The following is a 25967-nucleotide window of genomic DNA, read 5'->3' on the forward strand; positions in this document are numbered from 1 at the left end:
TTGTCCGATCCGCCGTTATCGCTTGAAACTCAGAACGTGTGCTCCGGCCCAGGAAAGGAACCATCCTTCACAGCGGCCACATACGCTTCCACAGCCGCCAGAATACTCGGCTGCCCTTGCATGAAATCCTTCACAAAGCGCGGCCGTTTGCCTGGGAAAATGCCCAGCATGTCGTGCAGCACCAGCACCTGACCCGAACAATCCACGCCCGCTCCGATACCGATCGTCGGAATGCGCAACTGCTTCGTCACGTCGCTTGCGAGCAGCGTCGGAATCGCTTCGATCACGATCAATTGCGCGCCGGCCTGCTGCACGGCGAGCGAGTCACGCATCAACTGCGTCGCGCCCGCCTCGGTTTTGCCTTGCACCTTGAAGCCGCCGAACGCATGCACGGATTGCGGCGTCAGACCGACGTGCGCGCATACGGGAATCGAGCGTTCCACCAGGAAGCGCACCGTGTCAGCGAGCCATTCGCCGCCCTCGAGCTTCACCATCTGCGCGCCGACCCGCATCAACTCCACCGAGCTTCTGAAGGCGTCTTCCGGCGTGCCGTAGGTGCCGAACGGCAAGTCGGCCACGACCAGCGCCGCGGGCCGCGCGCGCGCCACGCTGGCCGTGTGGTACGCGATGTCGGCGAGCGCCACGGGCAGCGTGGTCATCTGGCCTTGCAGCACATTGCCGAGCGAATCGCCGATCAACAGCACGTCGACGCCCGCGCGATCCAGCAGCGCGGCGAAGCTCGCGTCGTAGCAGGTGAGCATGGCGATTTTTTCGCCGGCATCGCGCATTGCCTGCAGTTTCGGCACGGTGATGGCGTTCCGGCTCGCTTCCTGCAAATAGGTCATGGGTCAATCCGTTGAGAAAAGAGAGGTGGCGGCGTCGCTTAAAGCGACGTGCCTTTGACAAAGAATTCCTTGCGGCCGCGCATGGTTTCGATGCGTTCGGCGAGCAGCGCAAGGTCCGCGTCCGAGTCGAGCGGATTCAGATGTTCGGCGTTGACCGTCAGCACGGGCGTGCGGTCGTAGTGATAGAAAAACTCGTTGTACGCGTCGCACAGGGCGTGCAGATACGCGTCGGAAATCTGCAGCTCCATCGGCACCGCGCGCTTCTGGATGCGCGCGAACAGCACCTCCGGGCTCGCCTGCAGATAGACCACGAAGTCCGGCGCCGGCGCGTTGACGTCGATCCGCGCGGCGAGCGCGCGATACAACTGCCACTCGTCTTCCTGCAACGTCAGACGCGCGAAGATGTCGTTCTTCTGCGTCATGAAATCGGCGATCAGCGGCGTGCCCGACAGGTGCGCCGCGCTCACGTCCTGCGCCTGCTGCGCGCGCTGCAAGGCAAAGTGCAGTTGCGTGGGCAAGGCGTAACGCGCGGTGTCGCGATAAAAGCGTTCGAGGAAAGGATTGTCCTGCGGCCGTTCGAACAGTTCATGCATCGACCAGCGCTGCGCGAGGCGGCGTGCGAGCGATGTCTTGCCGACGCCGATCGGCCCTTCGATCGCGAGATAGCCGAACGGAGGCCGCAGTTGCGGCGCCGTGACGGTGAGCGGCGATGAATTCATTAGCAGCGGCCTTTGGGTGGCGTGGCTTCGTCGCCAGTCAATGCATTGAGCATAGGACACTGGCAAGGCCCCTTCACTTTCTCGATGCGCTGATCGCTCACGCCGTTAAGTAGCGCCTCGGCGCGGCCGTGCTGCGGGATGACCAAAGAGGCGTCGATCTCGACGAGCGGCACCAGCGCGAAAGCACGTTCGATCAAGCGGGGATGCGGCACGATCAGATCGGCTTCGTCGATCGATTGATGGCCGAACAGCAGGATGTCCAGATCGAGCGTGCGCGGCGCATTGCGAAACGGCCGCTCGCGGCCGAACTGATGCTCGATCTTGTGGCACAGCGCAAGCAGATGCCGTACGGGGAGCGTCGTATCGATCTTCACGACGCAGTTGAAATAATCGTCACCGCCCGCGTCGATCGGGGCAGTGCGATACAGGCTCGACTTGGCGAGCACGGTGATGGTGTGCTGTTGTGCGAGGCACACCACCGCGTCTTTCAGGGTCTGGCGCGCGTCCCCGAGATTCGCGCCGAGGCCGAGATAAGCAACCGTCATGGCATAACTTCCTGCAACTTTCGTTCGACGGCAACAGCTAACGCAATGTCAGTCTTCGTGCGGGCCGTCATGGCTCGCGTCGTCGGCTGTGCGTTCGGCTGGCGTGCCGCCCTCCAATCCGTCCCCCGGTTTGCGGTTTCTGGCGCCACTGCTGCGCCGCCGTCGTTTTCTGGGGCTTCGGTCCTTCCCGCCTTGCGTGAGCAATGCCTCACGTGCGGCGATGTCTCCTTCAATGAACTCCGTCCACCACGCACCGACCGACTCATCGAGTTCGCCCGATTCGCAGCGCAACAGGAGGAAATCATACCCCGCTCTAAATCTTTGGTGTTCCAGCAGCTTCAGCGCACTTCTTCCCGAGCGTTTTTCGAGGCGCAACTGCAGGCCCCAGATTTCGCGCATATCCGACGAGAAGCGCTTGTGGATCGCGAGTTTCTCCGTTTGCATGTCGAGGACGTCGTCCATCGCGCGATGCAGTGCGGGTACCGGATATTCGCCGTTCGCTTCAAATTTTTGCCAGCGCTGCTGCACGTCGTGCCACAACAACGTGGCGAACAGGAAGCCCGGCGACACCGGCTTGCCGGCGCGCACGCGGGCATCCGTGTTGTTCAGCGCGAGCGTGATGAACTTCTCGCCGATGGGCTGCTCGAGCACCACGTCGAGCAAAGGCAGCAGGCCATGATGCAGACCTTCCTGACGCAGACGCTTCAAGCACGCGAGCGCGTGTCCCGACAGCATCAGCTTGAGCATCTCGTCGAACAGACGCGCGGCGGGCACGTTGTTGATCAGATCGGCCATGTTGGCGATCGGCTCGCGCGTGCTGTCCTCGATTTCGAAGTCGAGCTTCGCCGCGAAACGCACCACGCGCAGCATGCGCACCGGATCTTCGCGATAACGCGTGGCCGGGTCGCCGATCATGCGCAACAGACGCGCGCGCATGTCGGCCATGCCGTTGTGATAATCCAGCACGGTTTGCGTGGCCGGATCGTAGTACATCGCGTTGATCGTGAAGTCGCGGCGCGTGGCGTCTTCGTGCTGCTCGCCCCATACGTTGTCGCGCAGCACGCGGCCGCTCGCGTCCACCGCGTGAGTGCGGCGGTCGAGCTCGTCGCGCTTCAGGCGGCGCGGCGGCGCGGCGTCCGCGGCGGGCGGATCGACCAGCGCGCGGAACGTCGAAGTCTCGATGATTTCCTGGCCGAACTGCACATGCACGATCTGAAACCGGCGGCCGATGATGCGCGCGCGGCGGAACAGCTTCTGCACCTGTTCGGGCGTGGCGTCGGTGGCGACGTCGAAGTCTTTCGGCTTGATGCCGAGCAGCAGATCGCGCACCGCCCCACCGACGATGAACGCGCGGTGCCCGGCCTGTTGCAGACCTTCGGTCACGCGAATCGCGTTTCTCGAGATCAGCGCCTGGTCGATGCCGTGCACGTCGTGCGGAATGATGACCGGCACGTCCGGGTCACGCACGGTTTTCGCGGGCGCGGCGGAGCGGGCGGGTTTGCGGCGCGCCTTGCTGGCGCTCGACGTTGTGCGCGCCGGTGCGCTGCCGGTTTCGTCTGCTTCGGCTTCGGCGGGCAGGCTGTCGTCAGCGGGCGCCGAGTCCTGGCCGAATAGCTTGCGGATAAGTTTTTTGATCACGAGGGTTGAAAGAGTTCGAGGATGCGCCAGCCTTTGGCCTGCGCATGGGCGCGCAATGTGTCGTCCGGATTGGTCGCGATCGGGTCCGTGACTTTTTCGAGCAGCGGGATGTCGTTGTGCGAATCGCTATAGAAATAGCTGCGTTCGAAGTCGCTCCACGTCTTGCCGAGCGAGGCGAGCCACGCTTCGGTGCGCACGATCTTGCCTTCCTTGTAGCTCGGCGTGCCGGTGGGGCGGCCGGTGTACGGCGAATGCGGCTCGCCGTCAACGGTTTCCGCTTCGCAGGCGATCAGCGTGTCGACGCCGAATGCCTGAGCGATCGGGCGGGTGATGAATTCGTTGGTGGCGGTGACCACGCAGCACAGGTCGCCGGCTTCGCGGTGCTGCTTCACCAGTTCCAGCGCGACGGGAAAGATCGCCGGCTTGATGACTTCGTGCATGTACTGCGCGTGGAAGTCGGCGAGTTGCGCGCGCGTGTACTTCGACAGCGGCGTGAGCATGGCGATCAGGTAGGCGTGAATGTCGAGCTTGCCGGCTTTGTAGTCGGCGAAAAAGCGGTCGTTTTCACGGGCGAAATTTTCGGCGTCGACCATGCCGTGTTTCACCATGAAGCGGCCCCATTCGTGGTCGCTGTCGGTGGGGATGAGCGTGTGGTCGAGATCGAAGAGTGCGAGGTTAGCCATGGGGGCCTATTTTACTTGAAGCGGCGGATGACGCGGATGAGGCCGCTGAGGTCGGCACAGCGCGCCGTTCTTCGGCGTCGGGCGAAGCCAGCATGGTACGCAACAGCGGCAGCGTGACCGCGCGTTTCTGTTCGAGCGAGAAGCGGTCGAGCGCGTCGAGCAGCGCCATCAGACTCGGCATGTCGCGGCGAAAATGCGTGAGCAGGTAGGCCGGCACGTCGTCGGCGAGCATGATGCCGCGCTCGCGCGCCGCGTGTTTGAGCACCGCGGCCTTGCCTTCGTCCGGAAGCGGCGCGAGATGGAACACGAGACCCCAGCCGAGGCGCGTGCGCAAATCCTCGCGCACCGTCATGCCGATGGGCGGCGCGTTGCCCGCGGCGACCAGCGCGCTGGTGGGATGCGCGCGCACTTCGTTGAACAGATTGAAGACGGCGATCTGCTGCGCGGCCGACAGGCCGTCGCAATCGTCGATTGCATAGAGCGCGACGCGCGGATCGAAGCTGAAGGCGGCGAGGCTGCTCTGCGGGCCGGCGAAACGCGCGTGCCCCGGCGACGCTTCGTGCACCAGCGCCTGCAACAGGTGCGTGCGGCCGCTGCCGGACTCGCCCCAGAGGTAGAAGGTGCGATCGGCGACCGGCCCGGCGGCGAGCGCGTTCTCGAGCTCGCGCAGGCGCGTGACCAGCTCGGCGTTGGCGCCGGCGAAGAAATTGTCGAATGTCGATGGCGGCGGGGTGCCGAGATCGAGCGTCAGTTGACGAAGCACAGTAGGTTAATGCCGAAAATGAGGCTTGGGCCGCAAATGGCCCGCAACGCGGGCCGGAAACATTCGATGAGTGCTCAGTTGTTATAAAGCGCGCTGGTCAGATAACTTTGCCGCAACTCGCGGACGGCCACGGACAGAATCGCGCTGACCGGCAACGCCAGCAATACGCCGAAAAAGCCGAACAACTGCCCGAACGCGAGCAACGCGAAGATCACCGCGAGCGGGTGCAGGCCGATCCGCTCGCCCACCAGGCGCGGCGTGAGAAAAAAGCTCTCGAGGATCTGGCCGACACCGTAAATCACCGCGACCGCGCCGAAGCCGTACCAGTCGCCGAATTGCAGCAGCGCCGCGAGCAGCGCCAGCGCGAGGCCGGTTGCGAAACCAATGTACGGGATGAACACCGCGAGCCCCGTAAAAATACCGACCGGCAACGCGATCTCGAAGCGCGCGATGGTCAACGCCACCGCGTAAAAGACCGCGAGCACGCCCATGACGAGCAGTTGGCCGCGCAGGTACTGCGACAGCATCTGGTCCATGTCACGCGCGAGTTGCAGGGTCTTATCGAGCCAGCGGCGCGGCACGACGATTTGCGCACGGGCGAGCATGCGGTTCCAGTCGTACAGCAGATAGAACAGCACGAGCGGCACCAGCACGACGTTGCCGACCACCGTCATCATCACGTTGCTGCTGGTGCGGATGTAGGTCCATGCGTACAGCGCGACGGTCTGCGCGCTGCCTTCCAGTTGCCCCATCACGAGATCGCGGATGCTGGCGAAATCGAGAGAGTCCGCGAGTCCCAACAAGGCGAGCTTGGGATGCAGCCAGGCGTTCACGTGCGCAAAGAATACAGGCACCTGCTGCCTGAGTTGCGGCCCTTCTTTCTGGATGACGGCCAGCACCAGCAGCACCAGCAGCGTCATGAGCAGCGTGAAGAGCAGCATCATCAGCAAGGCGGCCAGACCGCGCGGCACGCGCCGGCGCACCAACCACGCGACGCCCGGTTGCAGAATGTACGCGAGAATCGCGCCGAGCAGAAACGGCGTGAGGACCGGACTCAGCAGCCAGAGCAGAATACCGACGACCAGCGCGATAGCCAGCCAGATGAAGGCGCGCCGCTGAACCGGCGTCAGAATCGAGGAGTTCTCTTGCAAAATTGTTTCCCAGGTGTCGTCGCGACCGGATCAATCGGGATAATTCAATTCCAGCCAGTCGGCCGGCATCGGGTAAAATCGCATTTTACCGACCTTCGAGCTCGTCCCCATGAATCAACCGAAATCCGCCCCGAATTCAACTGATTCGGCCCAAGGTTTGTCGTATCGCGACGCCGGCGTGGACATCGACGCGGGCGACGCCCTTGTCGACGCGATCAAGCCCTTTGCCAAAAAGACGATGCGCGACGGCGTGCTGGGTGGCATCGGCGGGTTCGGCGCGCTGTTCGAAGTGCCGAAGAAGTACAAGGAACCGGTGCTGGTGTCTGGCACCGACGGCGTCGGCACCAAGCTGCGCCTCGCGTTTCAACTGAACAAACACGACACCGTCGGCCAGGATCTGGTGGCGATGAGCGTGAACGACATTCTCGTGCAGGGCGCCGAGCCGCTGTTTTTCCTCGACTATTTCGCCTGCGGCAAGCTGGACGTCGGCACCGCGGCAACGGTCGTGAAGGGCATCGCGCATGGCTGCGAACTGTCGGGCTGCGCGCTGATCGGCGGTGAAACGGCGGAAATGCCGGGGATGTACCCGGACGGCGAGTACGATCTGGCCGGTTTCGCGGTCGGCGCGGTGGAAAAGAGCAAGATTATCGACGGCAGCACGATTGCCCCCGGCGACGTGGTGCTGGGTCTGGCTTCGAGCGGCATCCATTCGAACGGGTTTTCGCTGGTGCGCAAGATCATCGAGCGCGCGCAGCCGGATCTGAACGCGGATTTCGACGGCCGCTCGCTGGCCGATGCGCTAATGGCGCCCACGCATATTTATGTGAAGCCGCTGCTGGCGCTGATGCAGCAGATCGCCGTTAAGGGCATGGCGCACATCACGGGTGGTGGCCTTGTCGAGAATATTCCGCGCGTGTTGCGTGAAGGCCTGACGGCTGAGCTGGATCATCGCGGCTGGCCGTTGCCGCCGCTGTTCTCGTGGCTGCAAAAGCACGGCGGCGTGGCGGATGCGGAAATGCACCGCGTGTTCAACTGCGGTATCGGCATGGCCGTGGTCGTGTCCGCTGCGGATGCCGATGCAGCGATCGGTCTGCTGTCGGCTGCCGGCGAGCAGGTCTGGAAGATCGGCGTGATTCGCGAAAGCGCCGCTGGTGAAGCCCAGACGGTCGTGGTCTAAAGGCAGTTGGGACCCGCGCGGTGTGCGAATAGTCGGCACCGGGCGGGTTTAAAGCTTCAACGCGTCAAAGCAACGCTTCAATTGCATCAAGCACCCGCGCGGTCGCGTGCGGATCGCAGCAATCCACCACCACCCGCTCTGTCATGCTGCGCAGCCATGTGAGCTGCCGCTTGCACAACTGCCGGGTCGCGAAGACGCCCTTGTCGCGCATAGTCGAATAATCGACCGCGCCATCCAGATACTCCCAGACCTGCCGGTAGCCCACGCAGCGCATGGACGGCATCTCGGGCGATAAGTCGCCGCGTTCGCGCAGTTTCACCACTTCATCGACGAAACCGCCGGCCAGCATCGCATCGAAGCGTTTCTCGATTCGTGCGTGAAGCACGCTGCGCTCGGACGGCTCCAGCGCAATGGGCACGAAGCGCCACGCGGCCACAGCGTCGTCCTGTTGGGCGGGCGCGGCCAGCAAGGCGGACATGGGCTGTCCGGTCAGTATGAAAACCTCGAGTGCTCGCTGGATCCGCTGCGAATCGTTCGGCGCGAGGCGCGCAGCCGTCACAGGATCGATTGAGGCAAGCCGCGCGTGCATGGCCGGCCAGCCCTCGCGTGCGGCGTCGGTATCGAGCGTGGCGCGCACGTCTGCGTCGGCGGCCGGCAGATCGTTGAGCCCTTGCGTGAGCGCCTTGAAGTACAGCATGGTCCCGCCGACCAGCAGTGGCAGACGCCCACGCGCGTGGATTTCAGCGGTCAGCCGCAAGGTGTCGGCGCGAAATTGCGCGGCGGAATAGGCGTCGGTCGGATCGACGATATCGATCAGATGATGCGGCGCCACCGCGCGCTCTTCGGCGGTCGGTTTGGCGGTGCCGATATCCATCTCGCGATAGACCAGCGCCGAATCGACGCTGATGATTTCCACCGGACGCCGCGCGGCGAGCGCCAGCGCGGCAGCGGTTTTGCCGGATGCGGTCGGGCCGAGCAGGCACGGCACAACCGTAGGTATGCGCGAAATCATGAGCAAGCGGGCGCCGGTCGAAGCAGCGTCACGTCACTGACCACGCATGAACAGCCGATCGAGATCGGACAGCGTCAACTGATACCACGTGGGACGCCCGTGATTGCATTGATCGGCGCGCTCAGTGGCTTCCATCTGACGCAGCAGCGCGTTCATTTCATCGAGCGTCAGACGACGATTCGCGCGCACCGCGTGATGGCAGGCGAGCGTGCCAAGCAGTTCGTGCTGACGTTCGGTCAACACGCGTGAGCCGCCGAACGCATGCAGGTCGGAGAGGACCGCGCGCGCCAGCGCCTGCAGATCGGCGTCTTTCAGCAGCGCCGGCACGGCGCGGATCGCGAGCGTGGTCGGCGACAGCACGGCGAGGTCGAAGCCGAGCGCGTCGAGCGTGTCACGCTCTTCTTCCACCGTGCCGATTTCGACCGGGTCGGCCTGCATTGACTGCGGGATCAGCAGCGGTTGCACGGCAATCGTGCGATCGGCCAGCGCGTTTTTGAACTGCTCGTACAGAATGCGCTCGTGCGCCGCATGCATGTCGACGATCACCAGACCGTGCGCGTTCTGCGCCAGCACATAGATGCCGTGGATCTGGCCGAGCGCGAAGCCGAGCGGCTGCTCGTCGGCGGCATGGAAAGCGGGCGCCGGGTAGGGCGCGGACGCGTTGTACGGCGACGGCGAATCGGCGGCCGAATCGCGCGCCTCGAAGAGCGTGGCGCCTTCCGCAGTGCCGGCGTTGGTGTCCCTGCGGCCGAAGAGCGCGTCGTAAAACGCGAGCGGTTGCGCGACCGGCAGCGTGCCCTGCGTCATGCGCGCCTGACGCATCCACGTATTGCCCGCCTGCTGCGACGACGAGCCGAAGCTGCCGCCTGATGCTCCACCCAAGCCGCCACCGAGGCCGCCTGCACCGTTGCCCGCACCGAAGCCGACGCCGCCGACGCCCGCGCCACCCAACGGCGTCGCGCCAAACGAAGCCGGTCCACCAACGGACGGCTCCAGATGCGCCGCATGCCCGCCCGCCGTGGTTTCCGGCGATGCGCCCGCATGCCGCGCCAGCGCGCGCTGCACGGCGTGGAAGACGAACTGGTGGATCGAGCGCGAATCGCGGAACCGCACTTCGATCTTCGACGGATGTACGTTCACATCGACCGCTTCAGGCGGCAGATCGAGGAACAACACATAGGACGGATAGCGCTCGCCGTGCAGCACGTCTTCATAAGCGGCGCGCACGGCGTGCGTGAGCAGCTTGTCGCGCACAAAGCGGCCATTGACAAAGAAATACTGCTGATCGGCACGCCCGCGGCTCGCGGTCGGCAGGCCCGCGCAACCGTAGACGGCCAGCGGTCCGGCGGATTCGTCGAGCGGCAGATGGGCCGTCGCGAACGTCTCGCCGAGAATCTTCGCGACCCGCACCGGCGGCTCGCTGGCGTTCCAGTGTTCGACCGCCTTGCCGTTGTGCAGCACCGAAATCGCGACATCCGGCCGCGCCAGCGCCGCGCGGCGGATCTGTTCGAGACAATGGCCCAGTTCGGTCTGCTCGCTCTTCAGAAACTTGCGGCGCGCCGGCGTGTTGAAGTACAACTCGCGGACTTCGATCGTCGTGCCCTGGGTGCCGGCTGCGGGGCTCAGCACGCCGGTTTCCGCGTCTACGCGCACCGCGTGTGCCGCGTCGGCCGTGCGGCTGGTGATGGTCATCTGCGCGACCGAGGCGATCGAGGCCAGCGCCTCGCCGCGGAACCCCAGCGTGGCGACCGCTTCCAGTTCGGCGAGCGAGCGGATTTTGCTGGTGGCATGGCGCATCAGCGCGAGCACGAGTTCGTTCTCGGGGATGCCGCAACCGTCGTCGGTGATCGAGATGCGCTTGACGCCGCCTTCGTCGAGCAGGATGCGCAGCGACTGTGCGCCCGCATCGAGTGCGTTTTCCAGCAGTTCCTTGACGACCGAGGCCGGCCGCTCGACCACTTCGCCGGCGGCGATCTGACTGATCAACTGATCGGGAAGGGGCTGGATCGCGCGTAACGGGCGTGGGGCGGGCGCGGCGGCGGAAATCGCGGCCGCGGCGTCGAGGCCGGCAGGCGTTTCGGAGAATTCGGACATGGCGAAATTATAGCGATTCGGCGCGACAAGCCTGCAGCGCGCGCAAGCGCACCCAAGCGCGGGAGTTTTTTAATTGCGGCCGGGCACTTTCTGTATCATGACGCGGTCAATTTCCGGCGGCGAGTGAGCGCTTGCCGCGCTCGCTAACAGGCCTGTCGATATGGCCGTTTCCGCCACCGTCACATTCGCTTAATAAAGGATTCTCTTTGGACACGTTGCTACATTTCGTCAACCTTGTCTTGCACATCGACAAGTTCCTCGGAGACTTTATTCACGTGTACGGCGCCTGGGTCTACGCGGTGCTGTTTCTGATCGTGTTCTGCGAAACCGGGCTGGTCATCCTGCCGTTTCTGCCGGGCGATTCGCTGCTGTTCATCGGCGGCGCTCTTTGCGCGTCTCATCAAATGAACCTTGGTTTGCTGATCGTTTTGCTACTCGTGGCGGCCATCGGCGGCAATACCGTGAACTATATGATCGGGCGCGCCATCGGACCGCGGGTGTTCAATTCGCATATTCCTTTTCTCGAACGCTTCCTCGACCGCAGCGCGCTGCAGAAGACGCACAACTTCTATGAGAAGCACGGGGGCAAAACCATCGTGCTCGCGCGTTTCATTCCAGTGGTGCGGACCTTCGCGCCGTTCGTTGCAGGTGCATCGGAAATGACGGTGAGCCGGTTTCAGTTGTTCAACTTCGTCGGCGCGTTCTTCTGGGTGTTGCTGCTGACCGGCCTCGGTTTCCTTTTCGGTAACAATTCTTTTGTCCGTCAGTATCTGAATGTGATCGTGCTGGTGGGTATCGGCGCGGCGATCGTGCCCGTCGTGCTCGGCGCGTTGTGGAAGATGATGCGCAAGAACACGTCAAATGCGAGCAACCGTTAACGTTCTACAAGCAGAGCTAGCCAGATGGAAAAAACGGCGTCGCGAATCTCGCGACGCCGTTTTCGTTTGGTACTTCTGAATCTCGTGGATTTAACAATTGACGACGCGAGACATCCGCGTCGCACGACAATGCTCAGGTCACCGCACGCGGTGCCAGTGGCGTTTCCGGCGTCGGGTAGCCGGCTTCCTTGAACGTCTGGATGATCGCGCGATTGGTGTCGAAGTAGACCTGCCAATAGTTCTCATTGTGCGCGTAAGGCCGCACGCAAAGCAGCGGGCCTTCCGGCGTGAAGCTCAGCACTTCGACGTCCGGCGCGGGACTTTCTGCCACATTCGGAATCTGCGTGACGGCGGCCTTCAACCGGTTCATCGCATCGGTCGGATCGACGCCGTTGGCGATTTTCGCCGTCAGCTCGACGCGCCGCACCGGCAGGATGCTGTAGTTCGAGATCGTGTCGGAAAAGATCTTGTTGTTGCCGACGATAGTCGTCACGTTGTCCGGCGTCACGATGGTCGTGCCGAACAGGCCCAACTCCGAGACCGTGCCGGTGACGCCGCCCGCGGTGACGAAATCGCCGACCTTGAACGGCCGCAACACCTGCATGAATACACCCGCCGCGAAGTGGGCAAGCAGGCCGCCCCAAGCGGTGCCGATGGCGAGGCCGAGACCGGCGAGCAGCGCGGCGAACGACGTCGTCTGTACACCGAACACCTGCAGGATCGCGAGTATCAGCAGCAGGTTCAGCAGTGCGCCGAGAATCGAGCCGAGATAATGCGCTAGCGTGGGATCGACCCGGCCGTTGCGCGCCAGCATCTTGCGCAGTAAGCCGGTGATCAGGCCGATGAGCCAACGGCCGACGATCCAAAGGACGATCGCCCCGACGACCTTGGCGCCGAGGTCGATGCCTCGGGTCATGATGAAGACGCGTACGGTTTCGAGATCCAAGATGTTCCTCGTTGGGTGAGTTGCCTTCGACTGATTGAACAGCGGTGGTGCAATACAGCGGCAAATGCCCAGCGGCGGGCGCAAACGGTAACTCGGGGTAACACTCGGTCTTCGGAAGTTATAGGCGACGGCGCGGGCATTCGCAAGGACCGTTCCCGTTGCTCATATCGCATGTCTGGCGGGAAAAGCAGGCGATTCGGCGGACGCGTTCGACGCGATGGCGCTTACCGTGCCTTACATCGGCAGGTTCGATTTCGAATACGGCGAAGTGTGGATGACGAGCGTTTTGCCGGCACTGAATTTCACGCCGCGCGCAACACGATGCCACGTGAAAGCGGAGATGATCGCAAGCAGGTACGCGCAGCCGCGCTCGACGAACGCGGTCGATGTGCTGAACTGGCCGTAGCGGTTCTGCGAGTCTGCGAACACCAGAAAGGTCAGCGCGGCATCGAGCAGGAGTGCGACTGATGCCAATGCGGAGAATATATGCGACCCATTGAGCGAAGCGCCCGGGATGAGACGGTTGCACAGATGACATGCGGCCAGCACGAAGGCAAGCAAAGCCAGGTTCGAGAACAGGTCGAACAGAAAATTGGTCATATCGATGGAATGAAAGCGCAGGGGGCTGCGGCGTTACCAAAGCGTCTGCTCACGCAGAGTCGCAGCGTGTTTCGCAGAACCGGCGGCGATCATTGCACGTCTTTATGTCTCAATAAATGTTCTATTCGGAGTCCGTTGTTTCCTGTTTGTGACGGTCAGATTCGGCGCTGGAAAGTGCTGGTCGTGTCGTGTGAAATGGTGGCGAGTGTTGCGGGAAAAGTCTGCGGTCGTCAAAAAAGATGCGGCCGCGTTTCTTTTGTGTAGTTGGATTTCGGTCACGACAGCGGTGCCACGCGGGGACGCGTCACGTAACCCGCGCCGCAAAAAGAAAAGGGCTCGCACACAAACGCGTGCAAGCCCTTGAATCTTTTGGTAGGCCGTACGGGATTCGAACCTGTGACCAACGGATTAAAAGTCCGCTGCTCTACCAGCTGAGCTAACGACCCAAAAGAGAAGCGAAATTATAGCGATAGCGTCGGCGCGCTGTCAACCCGTCGCGGTCATCCGAGCGATCAGCACTTCAGATAGTGAAAAGCCCGGGCATCACTACCCGGGCTTTCCAGCGAGAGGCGCGCGTGGCTATGACGTCGGACACTGCGCGTTACTGCCAACTACTTGAGCAATACCACAACTACTTGATCTGCGATAGCTTGCTCTGCGCCGACTGCGCGACGTCCGAGCCACCGTATTGCGCGACGATCTGCTCGAGCGTCTTCTTGGCCGCGGCCTTCTGACCTTGCTCGAGCTGATTGTTCGCAATCGCCAGCAGCGCTTCCGGTGCACGCGGATGCTGCGGGTAGTTCTTCACCACGCCCTGCCAGGTTGCCGTCGAGCCCTTATAGTCGCGCAGCGCATACAGTGCGTTGCCGAGCCAGTACTGCGCGGTCGGCTGGTAAGGGCTGTTCGGGAACTTGGAGATGAAGGTGCGGAACGACGCCGCCGCATTCTTGAAGTCGCCGTTGCGGAACTGCTGTGAAGCCGCGTTGAACGACTCCGTCTCACCCGGCTGCACCTCGCCCTGGACGCCGTCCACCGTCTGCTGCTGCGGCTCGAATTTCTTCAGGCGCGTGTCCAGATCGGTGTAGTAGTCCTTTTGCTGCTTTTGCACCGTGGCGAGCTGGTTGGCCATGTCCTCGTTCTGCCCACGCAGCGTAGCGACCTGCTGATTCAACTGGTCGAGACGGTTGGACTGATCGAGGATCGTGCGCTGCGCGGCCGACAACTGACTCGACAGGCTATCGGCCTTCGAACGCAGATCGAGAATGGCCTGACGGGCCTGATCGTCGTCGAAGATGCCCGCATGCGCGGGCACAGCCGCGAAGGCCGTGCCTGCGACGCAGGCCGCTGCGGCAAACCGCAGCCAGGAGAAACGATGCGTCATTCGGCTCATCACCCGTTACTTACTGTTGGTACACGAGGTCGGCGCGGCGGTTTTGTGCCCACGACGATTCGTCATGACCGGTAGCTTGCGGCTTTTCCTTGCCGAGGCTCACGGCTTCCATTTGCGAGTCCGTCACGCCCATCAGCGACAGCGAACGGCGCACAGCTTCCGCACGCTTCTGGCCGAGTGCCAGGTTGTATTCGCTGGTACCGCGTTCGTCGGTGTTGCCCTGGATCAGGACGTGGCGTTGCGGATGGCTCTTCAGGTACTGCGCGTGTTGTTGCAGCAGCGATTGATAGTCGTCCTTGACCGAGTAGCTGTCGAAGTCGAAGTAAATGCTGCGCTTGGCGAGCGGGCTGTTCGGATCGTTCAGCGGGTCGACGTTGACCTGTGCGACATCGGTCGGGTTCGGCTGCGTCGACACTGCGCCACCCTTGTTGGCGTTTTCGTCGAGCTTGACGCCCGAGTGACATGCGGCCAGCGCACCGACCATCAATACGGCGAAAGCGAAGCGAAGTTTTGACATCATTTGAGTACTCTCCTTGTGTTATTGCATCAACGTTATTGCATAAACGGGCCCCAGGACGGCTCGCGTACGCTGCCACCCTGAACGGACAGGACCTGCCGAGTGCGACCGTCGGTCGATACTGCGGCCAACACGCCACGGCCGTTCACCTGTGTGGCGTAAAGAATGTACTGACCGTTCGCCGCGAAGCTCGGCGATTCGTCATGTGTCGTGTCCGTCAGGCCTGTGGCGGTGTTGCCCTGCAGGTCCTGGATATAAAGCTTGAACCCGCCGCCGACGCGCGAGATGTAAGCGAGCTGTTTGCCGTCCGGGCTCACGCGCGGACTGGTGTTGTAGCTGCCCGTGAACGTGACGCGCTGTGCGGCGCCGGCGCTTTCGCCCTGCGCCGACATCTTGTAGATCTGCGGTTGGCCGCCACGGTCGCTGGTGAAATAGATCGACTGGCCGTCAGGCGAGAAGCACGGTTCCGTGTCGATCGAGCTGCCTTGCGTGAGACGGCGCAGGCCGCTGCCGTCCGCATTGACGGCGAAAATCTGCGTGTTGCCGGTGCGCGAGAGCGCGACCGCCAGCGTGCGTCCATCCGGCGACCACGCCGGCGCACTGTTATTGCCCTTCTGGTCCGAAACGACCACGCGACGGCCCGTAGGCAGATCGTGGATGTAGACGATCGGCTTCTTCTTTTCGAACGAAACGTAAGCGACCTTGGTGCCGTCAGGCGACCACGCCGGCGAGATGATCGGCTCCGGGCTCGACAGCGCGATGTGCGCGTCCTGGCCGTCCGAATCGGAAATCTGCAACTGATAACGGCCGCCCGTCTTGATGACGTACGACAGGCGCGTGGCGAACACGCCGCGGCCGCCCATCAGCTTCGCGTAGATGTAGTCAGCAACCTTGTGCGCGCTCATGCGCAAGCCGCTTTCCGGGCTCACCAGCACGAGGCCGCCGAGGCTTTCACCCTTGACGGTGTCGTACAGCTTGAAGCGCACTTCGTACTGGCCGTTCGGCAGGCGGTTCACGCTGCCCGACACGAACGCATTGGCGCCCTTGGCCTTCCAGCTGCCGAGGTCGACGGAGTCGGTTTCGGAAATCGGCGTGGAGCCCGCGTCGATGTTCGTGAATTTGCCGCTGCGTTGCAGATCCTGACGCACGATCGTGCTGACCTGTTGCGGCGAGTTGGCTTCATTGGCGAAATTCGCCGTTGCGATCGGAAACTGGGTGGACCCGACGCCTGTCACGAGGACGTTGAGTTGTGCGTGGGCGGCGCCGCCGACGGCGATCAGGCACGACGCTACAAGTGTCCGCAGGCCTAGCTTGGTCATCAAACTCATGCTGTATGGATTCCCCAAAAACGGTTTTACTAACGCTTCAAGACAGCAGACAGACCCGAAAACAACTGATTCGTTCCCGAGCGCGCCCCGGTGGGCGGGGCGCCGCGTCTGCTGTCAACTGACTGTCAAACTACTGTGAATCAACCGGCCGGGCGCAACGTAATCAGGAAGCTGGTCGGTGTCTTGCCATTGATGTCCTGAGGCATCGGATCGGTACGCTGGACGGCCCGTAGGGCGGCATCGTCCCACGCCGCGTTGCCGCTGCTGCGCGAAATCGTTGCACCCAGCAAGGTGCCCGTCGGCGAGCAACGCACGGAAACGACCGTCTCCAGACCGCCAGTCTCACCGCCCCACGTGATATTCGGGCGCACTGCACGACGCACCTTGTCCGAGTAGCCCGGCGAAGTGGCCGTGCCGCCCGAACCGCTGCCCGTCCCGCTCTTCCCAAGCCCGTCACTGCTCGAACTCGTGCCTCCGGCCGAGCCCTGCATCATTTGCGCGACGCGTGCGCGGTGCTCAGCATCCGCTTTCTTCGCTTGCGCCGCGGCGTCGGCTTGCGCCTTGGCCTTCGCTGCCTTCTGCGCGTCGGCCTTCTTCTGCGCGTCAGCCTCGGCTTGCTTCTGCTGTTCCTGCTGCTGTTCCTTCAACTGTTGCTGCTTTTGCTGCTCGGCCAATTGCTGTTGCTTCAGCTTGTCGGCCTGCTGTTGTTGCTGCTGCTTCTGTTTGGCTGCCGCAGCCTTCTGCGCGGCGAGTTGCGCGGCCTGGTCGGCTGCCAGTTGCTGCTGACGCTTCGCCTCGGCTTCCTGCTGCGCTTGCAGCTTCTGCTGACGTTGCTGTTCAGCCAGCTGAGCCTGGCGAGCCGCTTCCTGTTGCTGACGCTTCTTTTCCTGCAGCGCGATGTCGGCCTGTTCGTCTCGCACCGGCGGAGGAGGGGCCACCGGCACGGGCGGCGGCGGAACGGGACGCGGGATCGCCGTATCCGGCACTTCGGTCCACAGCTCCGCTTCCGCGCCTTCGGGCGTACTGTTTTGCCACTGAATGCCGTGATACAGGAAGAACCCGAGCAGCGCGTGCATCACCAGCGCGAACGCAAAGGCTCGCCCGGTGCCGCGTTCACGCGGTGGCTGGAGCGGGTATTCGGAATTCTTGCGGATCATTGCGATTTGACGAGCAATCCAACGCGCTTGACGCCGCGAGCTTTCAGTTCGGACATCACGTTCATCACGACTTCGTACTTGACGGTCTTGTCGGCGGCGATCACGACGGGCTGATCGGGATGCGATTGCGCGCGATCGGCGATGAAGCCGTTCAGGTCTGCTTTCGTCATGTTTTCCTGCTGCTGCGCACCCGAATCGTCTTTGTACTTGACGCTCATGTTGCCGTCCGCGCGAATGTTCACGATCACGGGCGGCGTTTGCTGCTGCGGCGCCGCGCCGCCGACGGTCGGCAGATTGACGATCGACGGGGCCACGAGCGGCGCGGTCACCATGAAGATCACGAGCAGCACGAGCATCACGTCGATATACGGCACGACGTTGATGTCGGCCATCGCGCGGCGGGAGCGGCTGCCGCGCATGCTGGAGGAGCGAGAGCCTGCCATCGTGGACTCCTTACTGTGCCTGACGCTGCAGGATGTTCGAGAACTCTTCGATGAAAGTCTCGAAGCGGATCGCCAGCCGGTCGATGTCGTGCGCGTAGCGGTTGTAGGCAACGACGGCCGGAATGGCGGCGAACAGGCCGATCGCGGTGGCGGTCAGCGCTTCGGCGATGCCCGGCGCGACGTTGGCCAGCGTGGCCTGTTGCACATTGGCGAGGCCGCGGAACGCATTCATGATCCCCCACACCGTGCCGAACAGACCGATATACGGGCTGACCGAGCCGACCGACGCGAGAAACGCGAGGTTGGCTTCGAGCACGTCCATTTCACGCTGGAACGCGGCACGCATGGCGCGCCGTGCGCCGTCGAGAATCGCGCCCGAATCGTTCAGGCGTTTTTCCTTGCCTTTCAGGAATTCGCGCATGCCGGACTCGAAAATCCGTTCCAGTGCGCCGATCGTGTGGCGGTTGTTGGCGGCGCTCTGATAAAGCGCCTGCAGGTCGCCGCCCGACCAGAAATCGCGTTCGAAACGCTCAGTTTGCGCGCGCGCCCGGCGGATCGCAAACCACTTGCGGAAGATGAAAGTCCAGGACAGTAGCGACAACAACAGCAGCAGAGCCATGACAGCCTGCGCCAGCAGGCTCGCGTTGAGTACGAGTGAAACGATCGACAGATCTTGTGTAGTGTTCATAAAGGTTCGTTTTAACGTCCCGGAAGGGGGCGTCCGGCTGCAAGGCCGCTCGAAGCTTGCCGTGAGCAAAACGGAAGCATCGGCGATATTGCAAGCCGAACCATGCTTTGTGTTGCTTGATCGTTACGAGTTCACTGGCCCCGTAACAACGGGGTTCAGTCATTGTCCGTTGACACGCCGCCGTCGCTCATGCCCGGCCCGCGCCGCAAGGCGGCGAGAACCGGCGGAGGAATCGCGGCCGGGCGCAGCGTAATGCGGTCCACGCAGCCCACCCGGATGGACCCGGTAGCAAGCAGCGTGCCGTCCCGCCACGCTTCCTGCGCGAAATCGACCGACGCTCTGCCGATCCGCTCGATCCGGCTGACCACGTTGACCACGTCGTCGAGCCGGGCCGGCGCCCGATAATCGACCGCGGTGCTGCGGACGATGAAAATCGCGCCCATTTCGTCCGCGAGCCGATTCTGGTCGACGCCGCACGCGCGCAGCCATTCGGTGCGCGCCCGTTCGAAAAACTTCAGGTAATTCGCGTAAAACACGATGCCGCCGGCGTCGGTATCTTCGTAGTACACGCGGATCGGCCACGTGTAGCCGATTTCCGTGCCGGGCTGGCTGGTCGACATATTCATGCGGCGCATTTTACCGGAACGCACACCCCCAGGTCTGTTTCAAGATGTGTGCCCCGTCCGGCGGGCCTCAGCCGTGATATCAGCCGCGATGAACGGACAAAGCGGAGAACGATTGAGCCACCGGCATCAACTCGATCGTGTTGATGTTGACGTGCGCCGGGCGCGTGGCGATCCAGTAGATCGAATCGGCGATGTCCTCGGGCGTCAGCGGCTGCACGTTTTCGTACATTTTGCCGGCTTTTTCATCGTCGCCGCGAAAGCGCACGTTCGAGAACTCGGTACCGCCGCACAGGCCCGGTTCGACGTTCGTCACCCGCAGCGCGGTGCCGGCCACATCGGCGCGCAGATTCAGGCTGAACTGATGCACGAACGCTTTGGTGGCGCCGTACACGTTGCCGCCCGCGTAGGGCCAGCTGCCGGCGGCCGAGCCGAGATTGAAAATGTGGCCGCGATTGCGCTCCACCATGCCGGGCAGAAGGGCGTGGGTGACTTGAACGAGTCCCGTGCAGTTGGTCTCGATCATGGTGTTCCATTCGTCGAGACTCGCTTTCTGCGCCGGTTCGATGCCGAGCGCGAGGCCGGCATTGTTGACCAGCACGTCGACTGCGGCGAAATCGGCCGGCAGCGAGGCCGGTACGGCTTCGACGGCGGCGCGGTCGCGCACGTCGAGTTCGTACGGCAGAAGCGCGTCGCCGAGTTCATCGGCGAGTTCTTGCAGACGGTCCTTGCGACGTGCGGTGGCGACGACGCGATGGCCGCCTTTGACGAAGGCGCGAGCGATGGCGGCGCCGAATCCCGCGGACGCTCCGGTGACGAACACGATCATTGCAGTGGTTCCCAGGCTGGTAAGAGAGAAAGGTCCCAAGCCTACTTCCATTGCGGCGCTGCGGCAAGGATGAACCAGCCGTACGAGTGGCCGTGGTAGGGACGCGCCGCGGGTTTTCGTAGGATTTTCCTCAGACGTTTGTGCGTCGCATAAGACGGCCCTGAAGGCCGCCCGATGGGCGCCCGAGGCAGCGGCCGGAAGCTGGTTGCCTATTCGATCCTCTTCCAATAAACTAACGCGCTCATCCCTGCGTGACTGGCGATAGAACCGGTTCAAGCAACCGGGTTCAAGGTGGAACAACCCACCGTGAAGCGCAGGGTGCCGTTTTGCCGTTCGCCTGGGCAGCCGTGATCCGCGCGCATTGATCTGCGCTGACGGTGGCTGTCCTGCCTCGCGTGTGCGGCGACTCTCCATCCGCCACGTCAGGGCTGGCCCAGCCGCCAGCAGCGCTGCGTACCCTCTACGCAAGATTCGGCGCACGATCCGGTCAACCTGAACACATTCAACGGAATCCGTATGTTTGACAGAGCCCAAAGCACCATCGCCAACGTCGATCCTGAACTCTGGAAGGTCATCGAGCAGGAAAACCGCCGTCAGGAAGAGCATATCGAACTGATCGCGTCGGAAAACTACACGAGCCCGGCTGTCATGGCTGCGCAAGGCTCGCAACTCACGAACAAGTACGCTGAAGGGTATCCGGGCAAGCGCTATTACGGCGGCTGCGAGTACGTCGACATCGCCGAGCAACTGGCGATCGACCGTGTGAAGCAACTGTTCGGCGCCGAAGCCGCCAACGTGCAGCCGAACTCCGGCTCGCAGGCCAACCAGGGCGTGTTCTTCGCCATGCTCAAGCCGGGCGACACGATCATGGGCATGAGCCTCGCGCACGGTGGCCACCTCACGCACGGTTCGCCGGTCAACATGTCGGGCAAGTGGTTCAACGTGGTCAGCTACGGCCTGAACGAAGCCGAAGACATCGACTACGACGCTGCGGAGAAGCTCGCTCAGGAACACAAGCCGAAGCTGATCGTGGCGGGCGCGTCGGCATTCGCGCTGCGTATCGATTTCGAACGCATGTCGAAGATCGCCAAGTCGGTCGGCGCGTACTTCATGGTCGACATGGCGCATTACGCCGGCCTGATCGCTGCGGGCGTCTATCCGAACCCGGTGCCGCACGCCGACTTCGTCACCACCACCACGCACAAGAGCCTGCGCGGCCCGCGCGGCGGCGTGATCCTGATGAAGGCCGAGTTCGAAAAGCAGATCAACTCGGCGATCTTCCCGGGCATTCAAGGTGGTCCGTTGATGCACGTGATCGCCGGCAAGGCCGTCGCGTTCAAGGAAGCGCTGTCGCCGGAGTTCAAGGCCTATCAGCAGCAAGTCGTCGAAAACGCGCGTGTGCTGGCTGAGACGCTGGTCAAGCGCGGTCTGCGCATCGTGTCGGGTCGCACCGAAAGCCACGTGATGCTGGTCGACCTGCGTGCGAAGAAGATTACCGGCAAGGCTGCTGAAGCCGCGCTGGGCGCCGCTCACATCACCGTCAACAAGAACGCGATCCCGAACGATCCGGAAAAGCCGTTCGTGACGAGCGGCGTGCGCCTCGGCTCGCCGGCCATGACCACGCGCGGCTTCGGCGTCAAGGAAGCCGAGCAGGTGGGTAACCTGATCGCCGACGTGCTGGACAACCCGGAAGACGCCGCCACGATCGAACGTGTGCGCGGGCAAGTCGCTGAGCTGACCCAGCGCTTCCCGGTCTACCGTTAAGCCGCCGTGCATTGCCCCTTCTGCCGTCACGCCGATACGCAAGTCGTCGACTCGCGCGTATCCGAAGACGGCGCGACGATTCGCCGGCGCCGCCGCTGCCCGGCCTGCGACAAACGTTTCACGACGTATGAGCGGGTCGAGCTGGCGTTGCCTTCGGTCGTCAAGAAGGATGGCAGCCGCACTGAATTCGACCGCCGCAAGATCGTCGCGAGCATGCAACTGGCGCTGCGTAAGCGCCCAGTGGCAGCGGACGCGATCGAGGCGGCGGTTGCCCGCATCGAGTATCAGTTGCTCGGCAGCGGCGAGCGCGAAGTGCGCAGCGAGCGCCTCGGCGAACTCGTGATGAACGAGTTGCGTGCGCTCGATACCATTGCCTACGTTCGTTTCGCTTCCGTCTACCGGCGTTTCGAAGACGTCTCCGAATTCGAAGACGTGATCGAAGAATTTCGCCGCGCCTCTTCTCCTCCCAAGCCTTCCCGCAAACGCTAAACGTAGTCGCCTCTCGCGTCGCGTTTGAATCGCCGTTTTCTCCCGCGTTGTTTCGCGCATCTGTATCCCCCGCTGCCGTTGTGGTTCGTCGCGTGCATTCTTGCGCGGGATAGCGTCTGAGTGCCACCTGGCCATTCGGCCGATTGTTGGGCGATTTGCAAATCGCTAGATTGGCTGCATTCTTCGAATCGATCAGGGATGCAGATGAGTCGGAATGCAGTCCGTCCGCCGCGATACTGCGGCTTTACGCTTGTCGAAACGCTGGCCGTGGTCGCGCTGCTGGCCGTCATCGCTGTGATGGGCACGCCGTCGTTCGTAGCGTGGTACGTGCGCGATCAGGTCGATGCCCGCGCGAAGGCGCTTGCCTCGACGCTCGCTTATGCGCGCAGTGAGGCCTTACGCCGAGGCTCACGCGTCATCGTGTGCCGGACCGACGCCGCACGGCATTGTCTCGCCGCGGGGCAGCCGTGCGGCAATGGCGTCGCTGACTGGTCGTGCGGCTGGGCCGTTCTGGCCGAACGAGGCGGCACGCTATCGCTATTGCGCGCGCAGCCTCTGCTTGCGGCCGTGAGCATCACCGGCACACAGACGAATCTCACGTTCACTCCGCCGGCGGGGCAATTGATCGGGACCTTTCGCAGTTTTGATATCGCGCCGCGTACGCCGTCCAGGGCGACGCAAGGGGACAAGTGGCGACGCTGCATTCGTATCGCAGCGGGCGGTCGCGCGCGGATTGTCGAGGGCGCGTGTGGAGCGGCGTCATGAGCCGATATTCGCAGAGCCAGCACTCGCGCCACAGTGAGTCGAAGTGTGGCGGCAGCTCATTAATCGAGGTCATGCTGGCTGTCGCGTTGATGGCGGTCACCGCGCTGGGCTTGATCGCCGGCCAGTTGTGGACCGCACGCGAAGCCCGCGCGATGTCCATGCGCGAACATGCTGCCTGGATCGCGGATTCCGTGGCGGAAGCGATGTGCGCGCCCTCCGCTGGCGACTCCGCAATCAGGCAATGGAGCGCCCGGGCCACGGTACTTTTGCCGCATGGCGAAGCCTCGGTGGGAGACAACGGTGGTGTATCGGCTGCGCGCGTGACATGGACATCACTACGCGATATGCCGCATTCCGACGGCGTAATCGACAAGCCCGAGTCCTGTGGCGGCGCGGATCTTCCCGTGGGCTCGTCGTGCGTCGTGCTGGCGTTTGCGAAATGACGCGGCGCTCGAATGCTATTCACGGCCATACCCTGGTCGAATTCGTGATCGCTATGGCGCTGGGGCTGCTGGTGACTGCGGGTGCCGTCTCGCTCTATACGACGCAGCGGAGCGCGTTCGAACACGCGAGCGATGCAATGCGGATTCGCGAAGCCGGACTGACGGCGCTGACGCTGATCGGCCAGCAACTGCAAATGGCCGGCTTCGTGCCCCCCGACGTCGCACGATACAACAATCCCGCGCCGATGTTCGGATGCTCGGGCGGCCGCCCGACCGGCGCCGACGATAGCCTCGCTTGCGAGACCTTGCCCAGTCACTCGGACGGTGTCGCGGTCCGCTACGTGGGCGACAACATTTCCACATGGCCATCGACCAGCGGGCAAACAACCGATTGCCTCGGGCAAGCCGTGACAGGCAGCAGCGCCGCGCTCGGCGACCAGGGCGTGCTGGTCGTCAACCGGTACTTCGCGAGGGTAAGCGGTTCGACCGGTGAGCCGGAGCTTTACTGCGAGGGCAACGGCAAGACGGGATCCGCGCAGCCGCTGGTCGAAGGCGTCGAACGCTTGCGGATCAAGTACTGGTTGGCCGGCGGGTTGGCCGCCATCGACGCGTCGGCCGTGATGGCTGATCAATGGGCGAAGATCGTCGCAGTCGATCTCTGCGTGCTCGTGCGCGGCGCGCCGCAGGGGCAACAGCGTGCGCGCTATGTCGATTGCGACGGCGTGAGCGGTCTCGCTGCCGACTCACGGCCACGCCAGGCGTTCTCGCGGCGTGTGGCGATACGCAACCACGCGGAGGATTTGCTGTGACGAAACGACGAACGGAAAAGCAGCCGAGTTGCACGGACAGGAAGTGCGTTGGACGCCACGATCACTCGGCAAACTCGGCAAACTCGGCAAACTCGGCAGGCTCAGGCCGAACGGGTCGCAACGTATCACGCACTCGCCAACGCGGCATGGTCCTGCCAATCGTCCTGCTGATTTCAGCAATGATGCTGATCACTTCCGCCGCCTGGTTCGAAACCTCGCTCGCAGCCGCGCGTGGCACCACCAACGTTCGCGACTACTTGCAGGCCTTTCACGCCGCGGATTCGGCACTGACATTGTGCGCCCGCAGTGTCATCGCGGTTGCAGGCACGCAGTCCGCAGCACCGCCGCCGGCCACATCCGGCGAGCCGACACAGTGGAAACTCGCAGCCGCATTCGAAGCAGGCGCCGTCACGCCGGTAACGCAATGGCCCGGCTCGCTGCGTCCGCCGCAATGTCTGATCGAGGCCTGGCGTCTCGCCACTCGAGCCGACGCTCGAGCGTATTTATTGACTTCGCGCGGCTTCGGCCGCGCCAGCGAGTCGCAGGTATGGCTGCAAATGGAACTGGTGATCGATGGAGAGAAGATCGAACGTCATTGGCGCCGCGTTGCCGCCAGGCCTTTTTGACGGAGGCGACATGAAGCCGCATACGTCCGCGTTCACGTTGCTCGAGTTGATGATCACGCTAGCGATCGCCGCCACGCTGGCCGTCTTTGCCGTGCCTTCGTATCGCAGCCATGTTGCGCGAACTCATCGAATCGACGCGGCGTCCGCGCTCTATCGCGCGGCTCAATTTGTCGAAGGAGCGACAAGCGGCAGCGCACCGACATTGCGCCCGGGCCTAGATCAGGCGCCGCAATTCGGCACGGCTGTCTATCGCCTGCATGTGCTGCCCGCGGACGATGCAAACGGTGGCTATGCGATCGAGGCAACGCCGAGCGAATCCGGCCCGATGCGCGACGACACATGCGGCATTTTCACGCTCGATGCGACAGGATTACGCGGCAACAAAAACGGGGCAACCGGTTCGACGTCGGCTAGCGGCGACTGCTGGAATACAAGCTAGCGAGCCAACGCGACAAGGCACGCAGCGTTCAGGAACCGCTGTCCGTGGATTCAGCCTTGTTGCCAGACGCCGCCGAATCCCGCTTCATCTGCTGCCAGATCCGATAGGCTTCCCAACCGGCAAGCGCAAGACTGCCCCACTTGAGCACAGGTTTGGCTCCGGCTACGACCGTCGTACGCAGTGGCTTGGCGAGGACGATCGAGACGATCGAGCTGATGAGCGGATACTGTTTGAGGAGGGCACCGATGCTCCCCGCGTTGATAAAGCTCGCTTTCGAGCCTTTGCCAACGCGCATGCCGCCGAAGCCAGGCAGGATAAATTTGAGCCAACTGAAGTGCGTGACCGCTTGCCGCAACTCGATGGTTGCCTGAGCGAGTTCCATACGCTCGACATCCGCGCGCACCAGCAGTAGTTCCTTGCGCAGTTCTCGCAAATGCGGTGCGGTCAGATCTTTGGCCTGGTGGCGCTTGTTACGGAATGCGGTGTCGGAATGGATCTGGCTCATGGCGTGTCGGCGGCAGTGAAGGTGAGGCGGTGGAACGGCGCTGCAAATCGCGCGAGCTTCTTAAGCAAAACGCAGGGCACGAAGGACACGCCGTTGCGTCT

General features: G+C 63.1%; 29 protein-coding genes, 1 tRNA gene and 1 riboswitch. Of the genes, 9 read left to right on the forward strand and 21 right to left on the reverse strand.

The annotated features are described in order from the left end of the window. Positions 1 to 29: 29 nt before the first annotated feature. The 7 genes from panB to PQR42_RS30995 form a co-directional block, all read right to left on the reverse strand. Complete coding sequence (panB, locus tag PQR42_RS30965) at positions 30 to 845, reverse strand: 3-methyl-2-oxobutanoate hydroxymethyltransferase (RefSeq protein ID WP_408390127.1); 816 nt, start codon at positions 843 to 845, stop codon at positions 30 to 32. 38 nt (positions 846 to 883) lie between these two features. Next, positions 884 to 1564 (reverse strand): deoxynucleoside kinase, encoded by a 681-nt coding sequence (locus tag PQR42_RS30970; RefSeq protein ID WP_408216871.1) that lies wholly within the window; start codon positions 1562 to 1564, stop codon positions 884 to 886. Then, positions 1564 to 2109 (reverse strand): 2-amino-4-hydroxy-6-hydroxymethyldihydropteridine diphosphokinase, encoded by a 546-nt coding sequence (gene folK / locus PQR42_RS30975; RefSeq protein ID WP_408216868.1) that lies wholly within the window; start codon positions 2107 to 2109, stop codon positions 1564 to 1566. The genes PQR42_RS30970 and folK overlap by 1 nt, the downstream gene beginning before the upstream one ends. A 48-nt stretch (positions 2110 to 2157) precedes the next feature. After that, on the reverse strand, positions 2158 to 3747 hold the full coding sequence (gene pcnB / locus PQR42_RS30980) for a polynucleotide adenylyltransferase PcnB (RefSeq protein WP_408216866.1): 1590 nt from the start codon (positions 3745 to 3747) through the stop codon (positions 2158 to 2160). Beyond that, a complete protein-coding gene (locus tag PQR42_RS30985; protein WP_408216864.1) occupies positions 3744 to 4430 on the reverse strand; it encodes a histidinol-phosphatase in 687 nt (228 codons plus the stop codon). Before PQR42_RS30985 ends, pcnB begins: the two co-directional genes overlap by 4 nt. Beyond that, on the reverse strand, positions 4423 to 5193 hold the full coding sequence (gene hda, locus PQR42_RS30990; RefSeq protein ID WP_408216861.1) for a DnaA regulatory inactivator Hda: 771 nt from the start codon (positions 5191 to 5193) through the stop codon (positions 4423 to 4425). Before hda ends, PQR42_RS30985 begins: the two co-directional genes overlap by 8 nt. Positions 5194 to 5267: 74 nt before the next feature. Further along, complete coding sequence (locus PQR42_RS30995; RefSeq protein WP_408390129.1) at positions 5268 to 6344, reverse strand: AI-2E family transporter; 1077 nt, start codon at positions 6342 to 6344, stop codon at positions 5268 to 5270. Between the two features lie 109 nt (positions 6345 to 6453). Between PQR42_RS30995 and purM the strand changes: the two genes are divergently transcribed. Continuing rightward, positions 6454 to 7521 (forward strand): phosphoribosylformylglycinamidine cyclo-ligase, encoded by a 1068-nt coding sequence (purM, locus tag PQR42_RS31000; RefSeq protein ID WP_012431808.1) that lies wholly within the window; start codon positions 6454 to 6456, stop codon positions 7519 to 7521. A gap of 64 nt (positions 7522 to 7585) precedes the next feature. Here the strand turns inward: purM and miaA are convergent, their stop codons facing one another. Continuing rightward, positions 7586 to 8533 (reverse strand): tRNA (adenosine(37)-N6)-dimethylallyltransferase MiaA, encoded by a 948-nt coding sequence (gene miaA / locus PQR42_RS31005; protein ID WP_408390133.1) that lies wholly within the window; start codon positions 8531 to 8533, stop codon positions 7586 to 7588. 33 nt (positions 8534 to 8566) lie between these two features. Then, positions 8567 to 10627 (reverse strand): DNA mismatch repair endonuclease MutL, encoded by a 2061-nt coding sequence (mutL, locus tag PQR42_RS31010; protein WP_408390136.1) that lies wholly within the window; start codon positions 10625 to 10627, stop codon positions 8567 to 8569. A gap of 206 nt (positions 10628 to 10833) precedes the next feature. Between mutL and PQR42_RS31015 the strand changes: the two genes are divergently transcribed. Continuing rightward, on the forward strand, positions 10834 to 11505 hold the full coding sequence (locus PQR42_RS31015; protein ID WP_408390139.1) for a VTT domain-containing protein: 672 nt from the start codon (positions 10834 to 10836) through the stop codon (positions 11503 to 11505). A gap of 133 nt (positions 11506 to 11638) precedes the next feature. Here the strand turns inward: PQR42_RS31015 and PQR42_RS31020 are convergent, their stop codons facing one another. From PQR42_RS31020 to ydfG, 11 genes are all read right to left on the reverse strand, one after another. Then, on the reverse strand, positions 11639 to 12451 hold the full coding sequence (locus PQR42_RS31020; RefSeq protein ID WP_408216844.1) for a mechanosensitive ion channel family protein: 813 nt from the start codon (positions 12449 to 12451) through the stop codon (positions 11639 to 11641). Positions 12452 to 12685: 234 nt separating this feature from the next. Beyond that, complete coding sequence (locus PQR42_RS31025) at positions 12686 to 13051, reverse strand: hypothetical protein (RefSeq protein ID WP_408390141.1); 366 nt, start codon at positions 13049 to 13051, stop codon at positions 12686 to 12688. Positions 13052 to 13421: 370 nt separating this feature from the next. Next, positions 13422 to 13497: transfer RNA gene (locus PQR42_RS31030), tRNA-Lys, on the reverse strand. Positions 13498 to 13682: 185 nt separating this feature from the next. Beyond that, positions 13683 to 14432, reverse strand: coding sequence for a tol-pal system protein YbgF (gene ybgF / locus PQR42_RS31035; RefSeq protein ID WP_408216840.1), 750 nt, complete (start codon positions 14430 to 14432; stop codon positions 13683 to 13685). Between the two features lie 19 nt (positions 14433 to 14451). Further along, complete coding sequence (gene pal, locus PQR42_RS31040) at positions 14452 to 14961, reverse strand: peptidoglycan-associated lipoprotein Pal (RefSeq protein WP_035552920.1); 510 nt, start codon at positions 14959 to 14961, stop codon at positions 14452 to 14454. 32 nt (positions 14962 to 14993) lie between these two features. Beyond that, positions 14994 to 16286 carry a Tol-Pal system beta propeller repeat protein TolB gene (tolB, locus tag PQR42_RS31045; protein ID WP_132375978.1) on the reverse strand — a complete coding sequence of 431 codons (1293 nt, stop codon included), beginning with the start codon at positions 16284 to 16286 and terminating at the stop codon, positions 14994 to 14996. Positions 16287 to 16426: 140 nt separating this feature from the next. Then, complete coding sequence (gene tolA, locus PQR42_RS31050) at positions 16427 to 17443, reverse strand: cell envelope integrity protein TolA (protein ID WP_408216836.1); 1017 nt, start codon at positions 17441 to 17443, stop codon at positions 16427 to 16429. Beyond that, the gene (gene tolR, locus PQR42_RS31055) at positions 17440 to 17886 is read right to left on the reverse strand and encodes a protein TolR (RefSeq protein ID WP_012431820.1); all 447 of its coding nucleotides are present in this window, start codon (positions 17884 to 17886) and stop codon (positions 17440 to 17442) included. The genes tolA and tolR overlap by 4 nt, the downstream gene beginning before the upstream one ends. 10 nt (positions 17887 to 17896) lie before the next feature. Further along, the gene (gene tolQ / locus PQR42_RS31060) at positions 17897 to 18574 is read right to left on the reverse strand and encodes a protein TolQ (protein ID WP_012431821.1); all 678 of its coding nucleotides are present in this window, start codon (positions 18572 to 18574) and stop codon (positions 17897 to 17899) included. A 155-nt stretch (positions 18575 to 18729) separates the two neighbouring features. Continuing rightward, positions 18730 to 19209 (reverse strand): tol-pal system-associated acyl-CoA thioesterase, encoded by a 480-nt coding sequence (gene ybgC, locus PQR42_RS31065; protein ID WP_408390143.1) that lies wholly within the window; start codon positions 19207 to 19209, stop codon positions 18730 to 18732. A gap of 70 nt (positions 19210 to 19279) precedes the next feature. Next, positions 19280 to 20026 carry a bifunctional NADP-dependent 3-hydroxy acid dehydrogenase/3-hydroxypropionate dehydrogenase YdfG gene (gene ydfG, locus PQR42_RS31070; RefSeq protein ID WP_132375975.1) on the reverse strand — a complete coding sequence of 249 codons (747 nt, stop codon included), beginning with the start codon at positions 20024 to 20026 and terminating at the stop codon, positions 19280 to 19282. Positions 20027 to 20267: 241 nt separating this feature from the next. Continuing rightward, a riboswitch (ZMP/ZTP riboswitch) is annotated at positions 20268 to 20376 on the forward strand. 166 nt (positions 20377 to 20542) lie between these two features. On the opposite strand from ydfG, the gene glyA reads away from it, so the two are divergent. From glyA to PQR42_RS31105, 7 genes are all read left to right on the forward strand, one after another. Further along, positions 20543 to 21790, forward strand: a complete 1248-nt coding sequence (gene glyA, locus PQR42_RS31075; protein ID WP_408216822.1) for a serine hydroxymethyltransferase — start codon at positions 20543 to 20545, stop codon at positions 21788 to 21790. A 6-nt stretch (positions 21791 to 21796) separates the two neighbouring features. Next, positions 21797 to 22279 carry a transcriptional regulator NrdR gene (gene nrdR / locus PQR42_RS31080; protein ID WP_007179115.1) on the forward strand — a complete coding sequence of 161 codons (483 nt, stop codon included), beginning with the start codon at positions 21797 to 21799 and terminating at the stop codon, positions 22277 to 22279. 204 nt (positions 22280 to 22483) lie between these two features. Continuing rightward, positions 22484 to 23044 (forward strand): GspH/FimT family pseudopilin, encoded by a 561-nt coding sequence (locus PQR42_RS31085; RefSeq protein ID WP_408390145.1) that lies wholly within the window; start codon positions 22484 to 22486, stop codon positions 23042 to 23044. Then, positions 23041 to 23487 (forward strand): type IV pilus modification PilV family protein, encoded by a 447-nt coding sequence (locus PQR42_RS31090; protein WP_408216815.1) that lies wholly within the window; start codon positions 23041 to 23043, stop codon positions 23485 to 23487. Before PQR42_RS31085 ends, PQR42_RS31090 begins: the two co-directional genes overlap by 4 nt. Further along, positions 23484 to 24296: a PilW family protein gene (locus PQR42_RS31095; protein ID WP_408494384.1), complete on the forward strand. Its 813-nt coding sequence runs from the start codon at positions 23484 to 23486 to the stop codon at positions 24294 to 24296. The genes PQR42_RS31090 and PQR42_RS31095 overlap by 4 nt, the downstream gene beginning before the upstream one ends. Next, a complete protein-coding gene (locus tag PQR42_RS31100) occupies positions 24293 to 24922 on the forward strand; it encodes a pilus assembly PilX family protein (protein ID WP_408390151.1) in 630 nt (209 codons plus the stop codon). Before PQR42_RS31095 ends, PQR42_RS31100 begins: the two co-directional genes overlap by 4 nt. Positions 24923 to 24932: 10 nt before the next feature. Beyond that, complete coding sequence (locus tag PQR42_RS31105; RefSeq protein ID WP_408390153.1) at positions 24933 to 25361, forward strand: type IV pilin protein; 429 nt, start codon at positions 24933 to 24935, stop codon at positions 25359 to 25361. Positions 25362 to 25389: 28 nt separating this feature from the next. Here the strand turns inward: PQR42_RS31105 and PQR42_RS31110 are convergent, their stop codons facing one another. Further along, the gene (locus PQR42_RS31110) at positions 25390 to 25866 is read right to left on the reverse strand and encodes a DUF3318 domain-containing protein (protein ID WP_408390156.1); all 477 of its coding nucleotides are present in this window, start codon (positions 25864 to 25866) and stop codon (positions 25390 to 25392) included. Positions 25867 to 25967 lie beyond the last annotated feature (101 nt).

This window comes from Paraburkholderia sediminicola (assembly GCF_046027355.1).
Taxonomy (GTDB): Bacteria; Pseudomonadota; Gammaproteobacteria; order Burkholderiales; family Burkholderiaceae; genus Paraburkholderia; species Paraburkholderia sediminicola_B.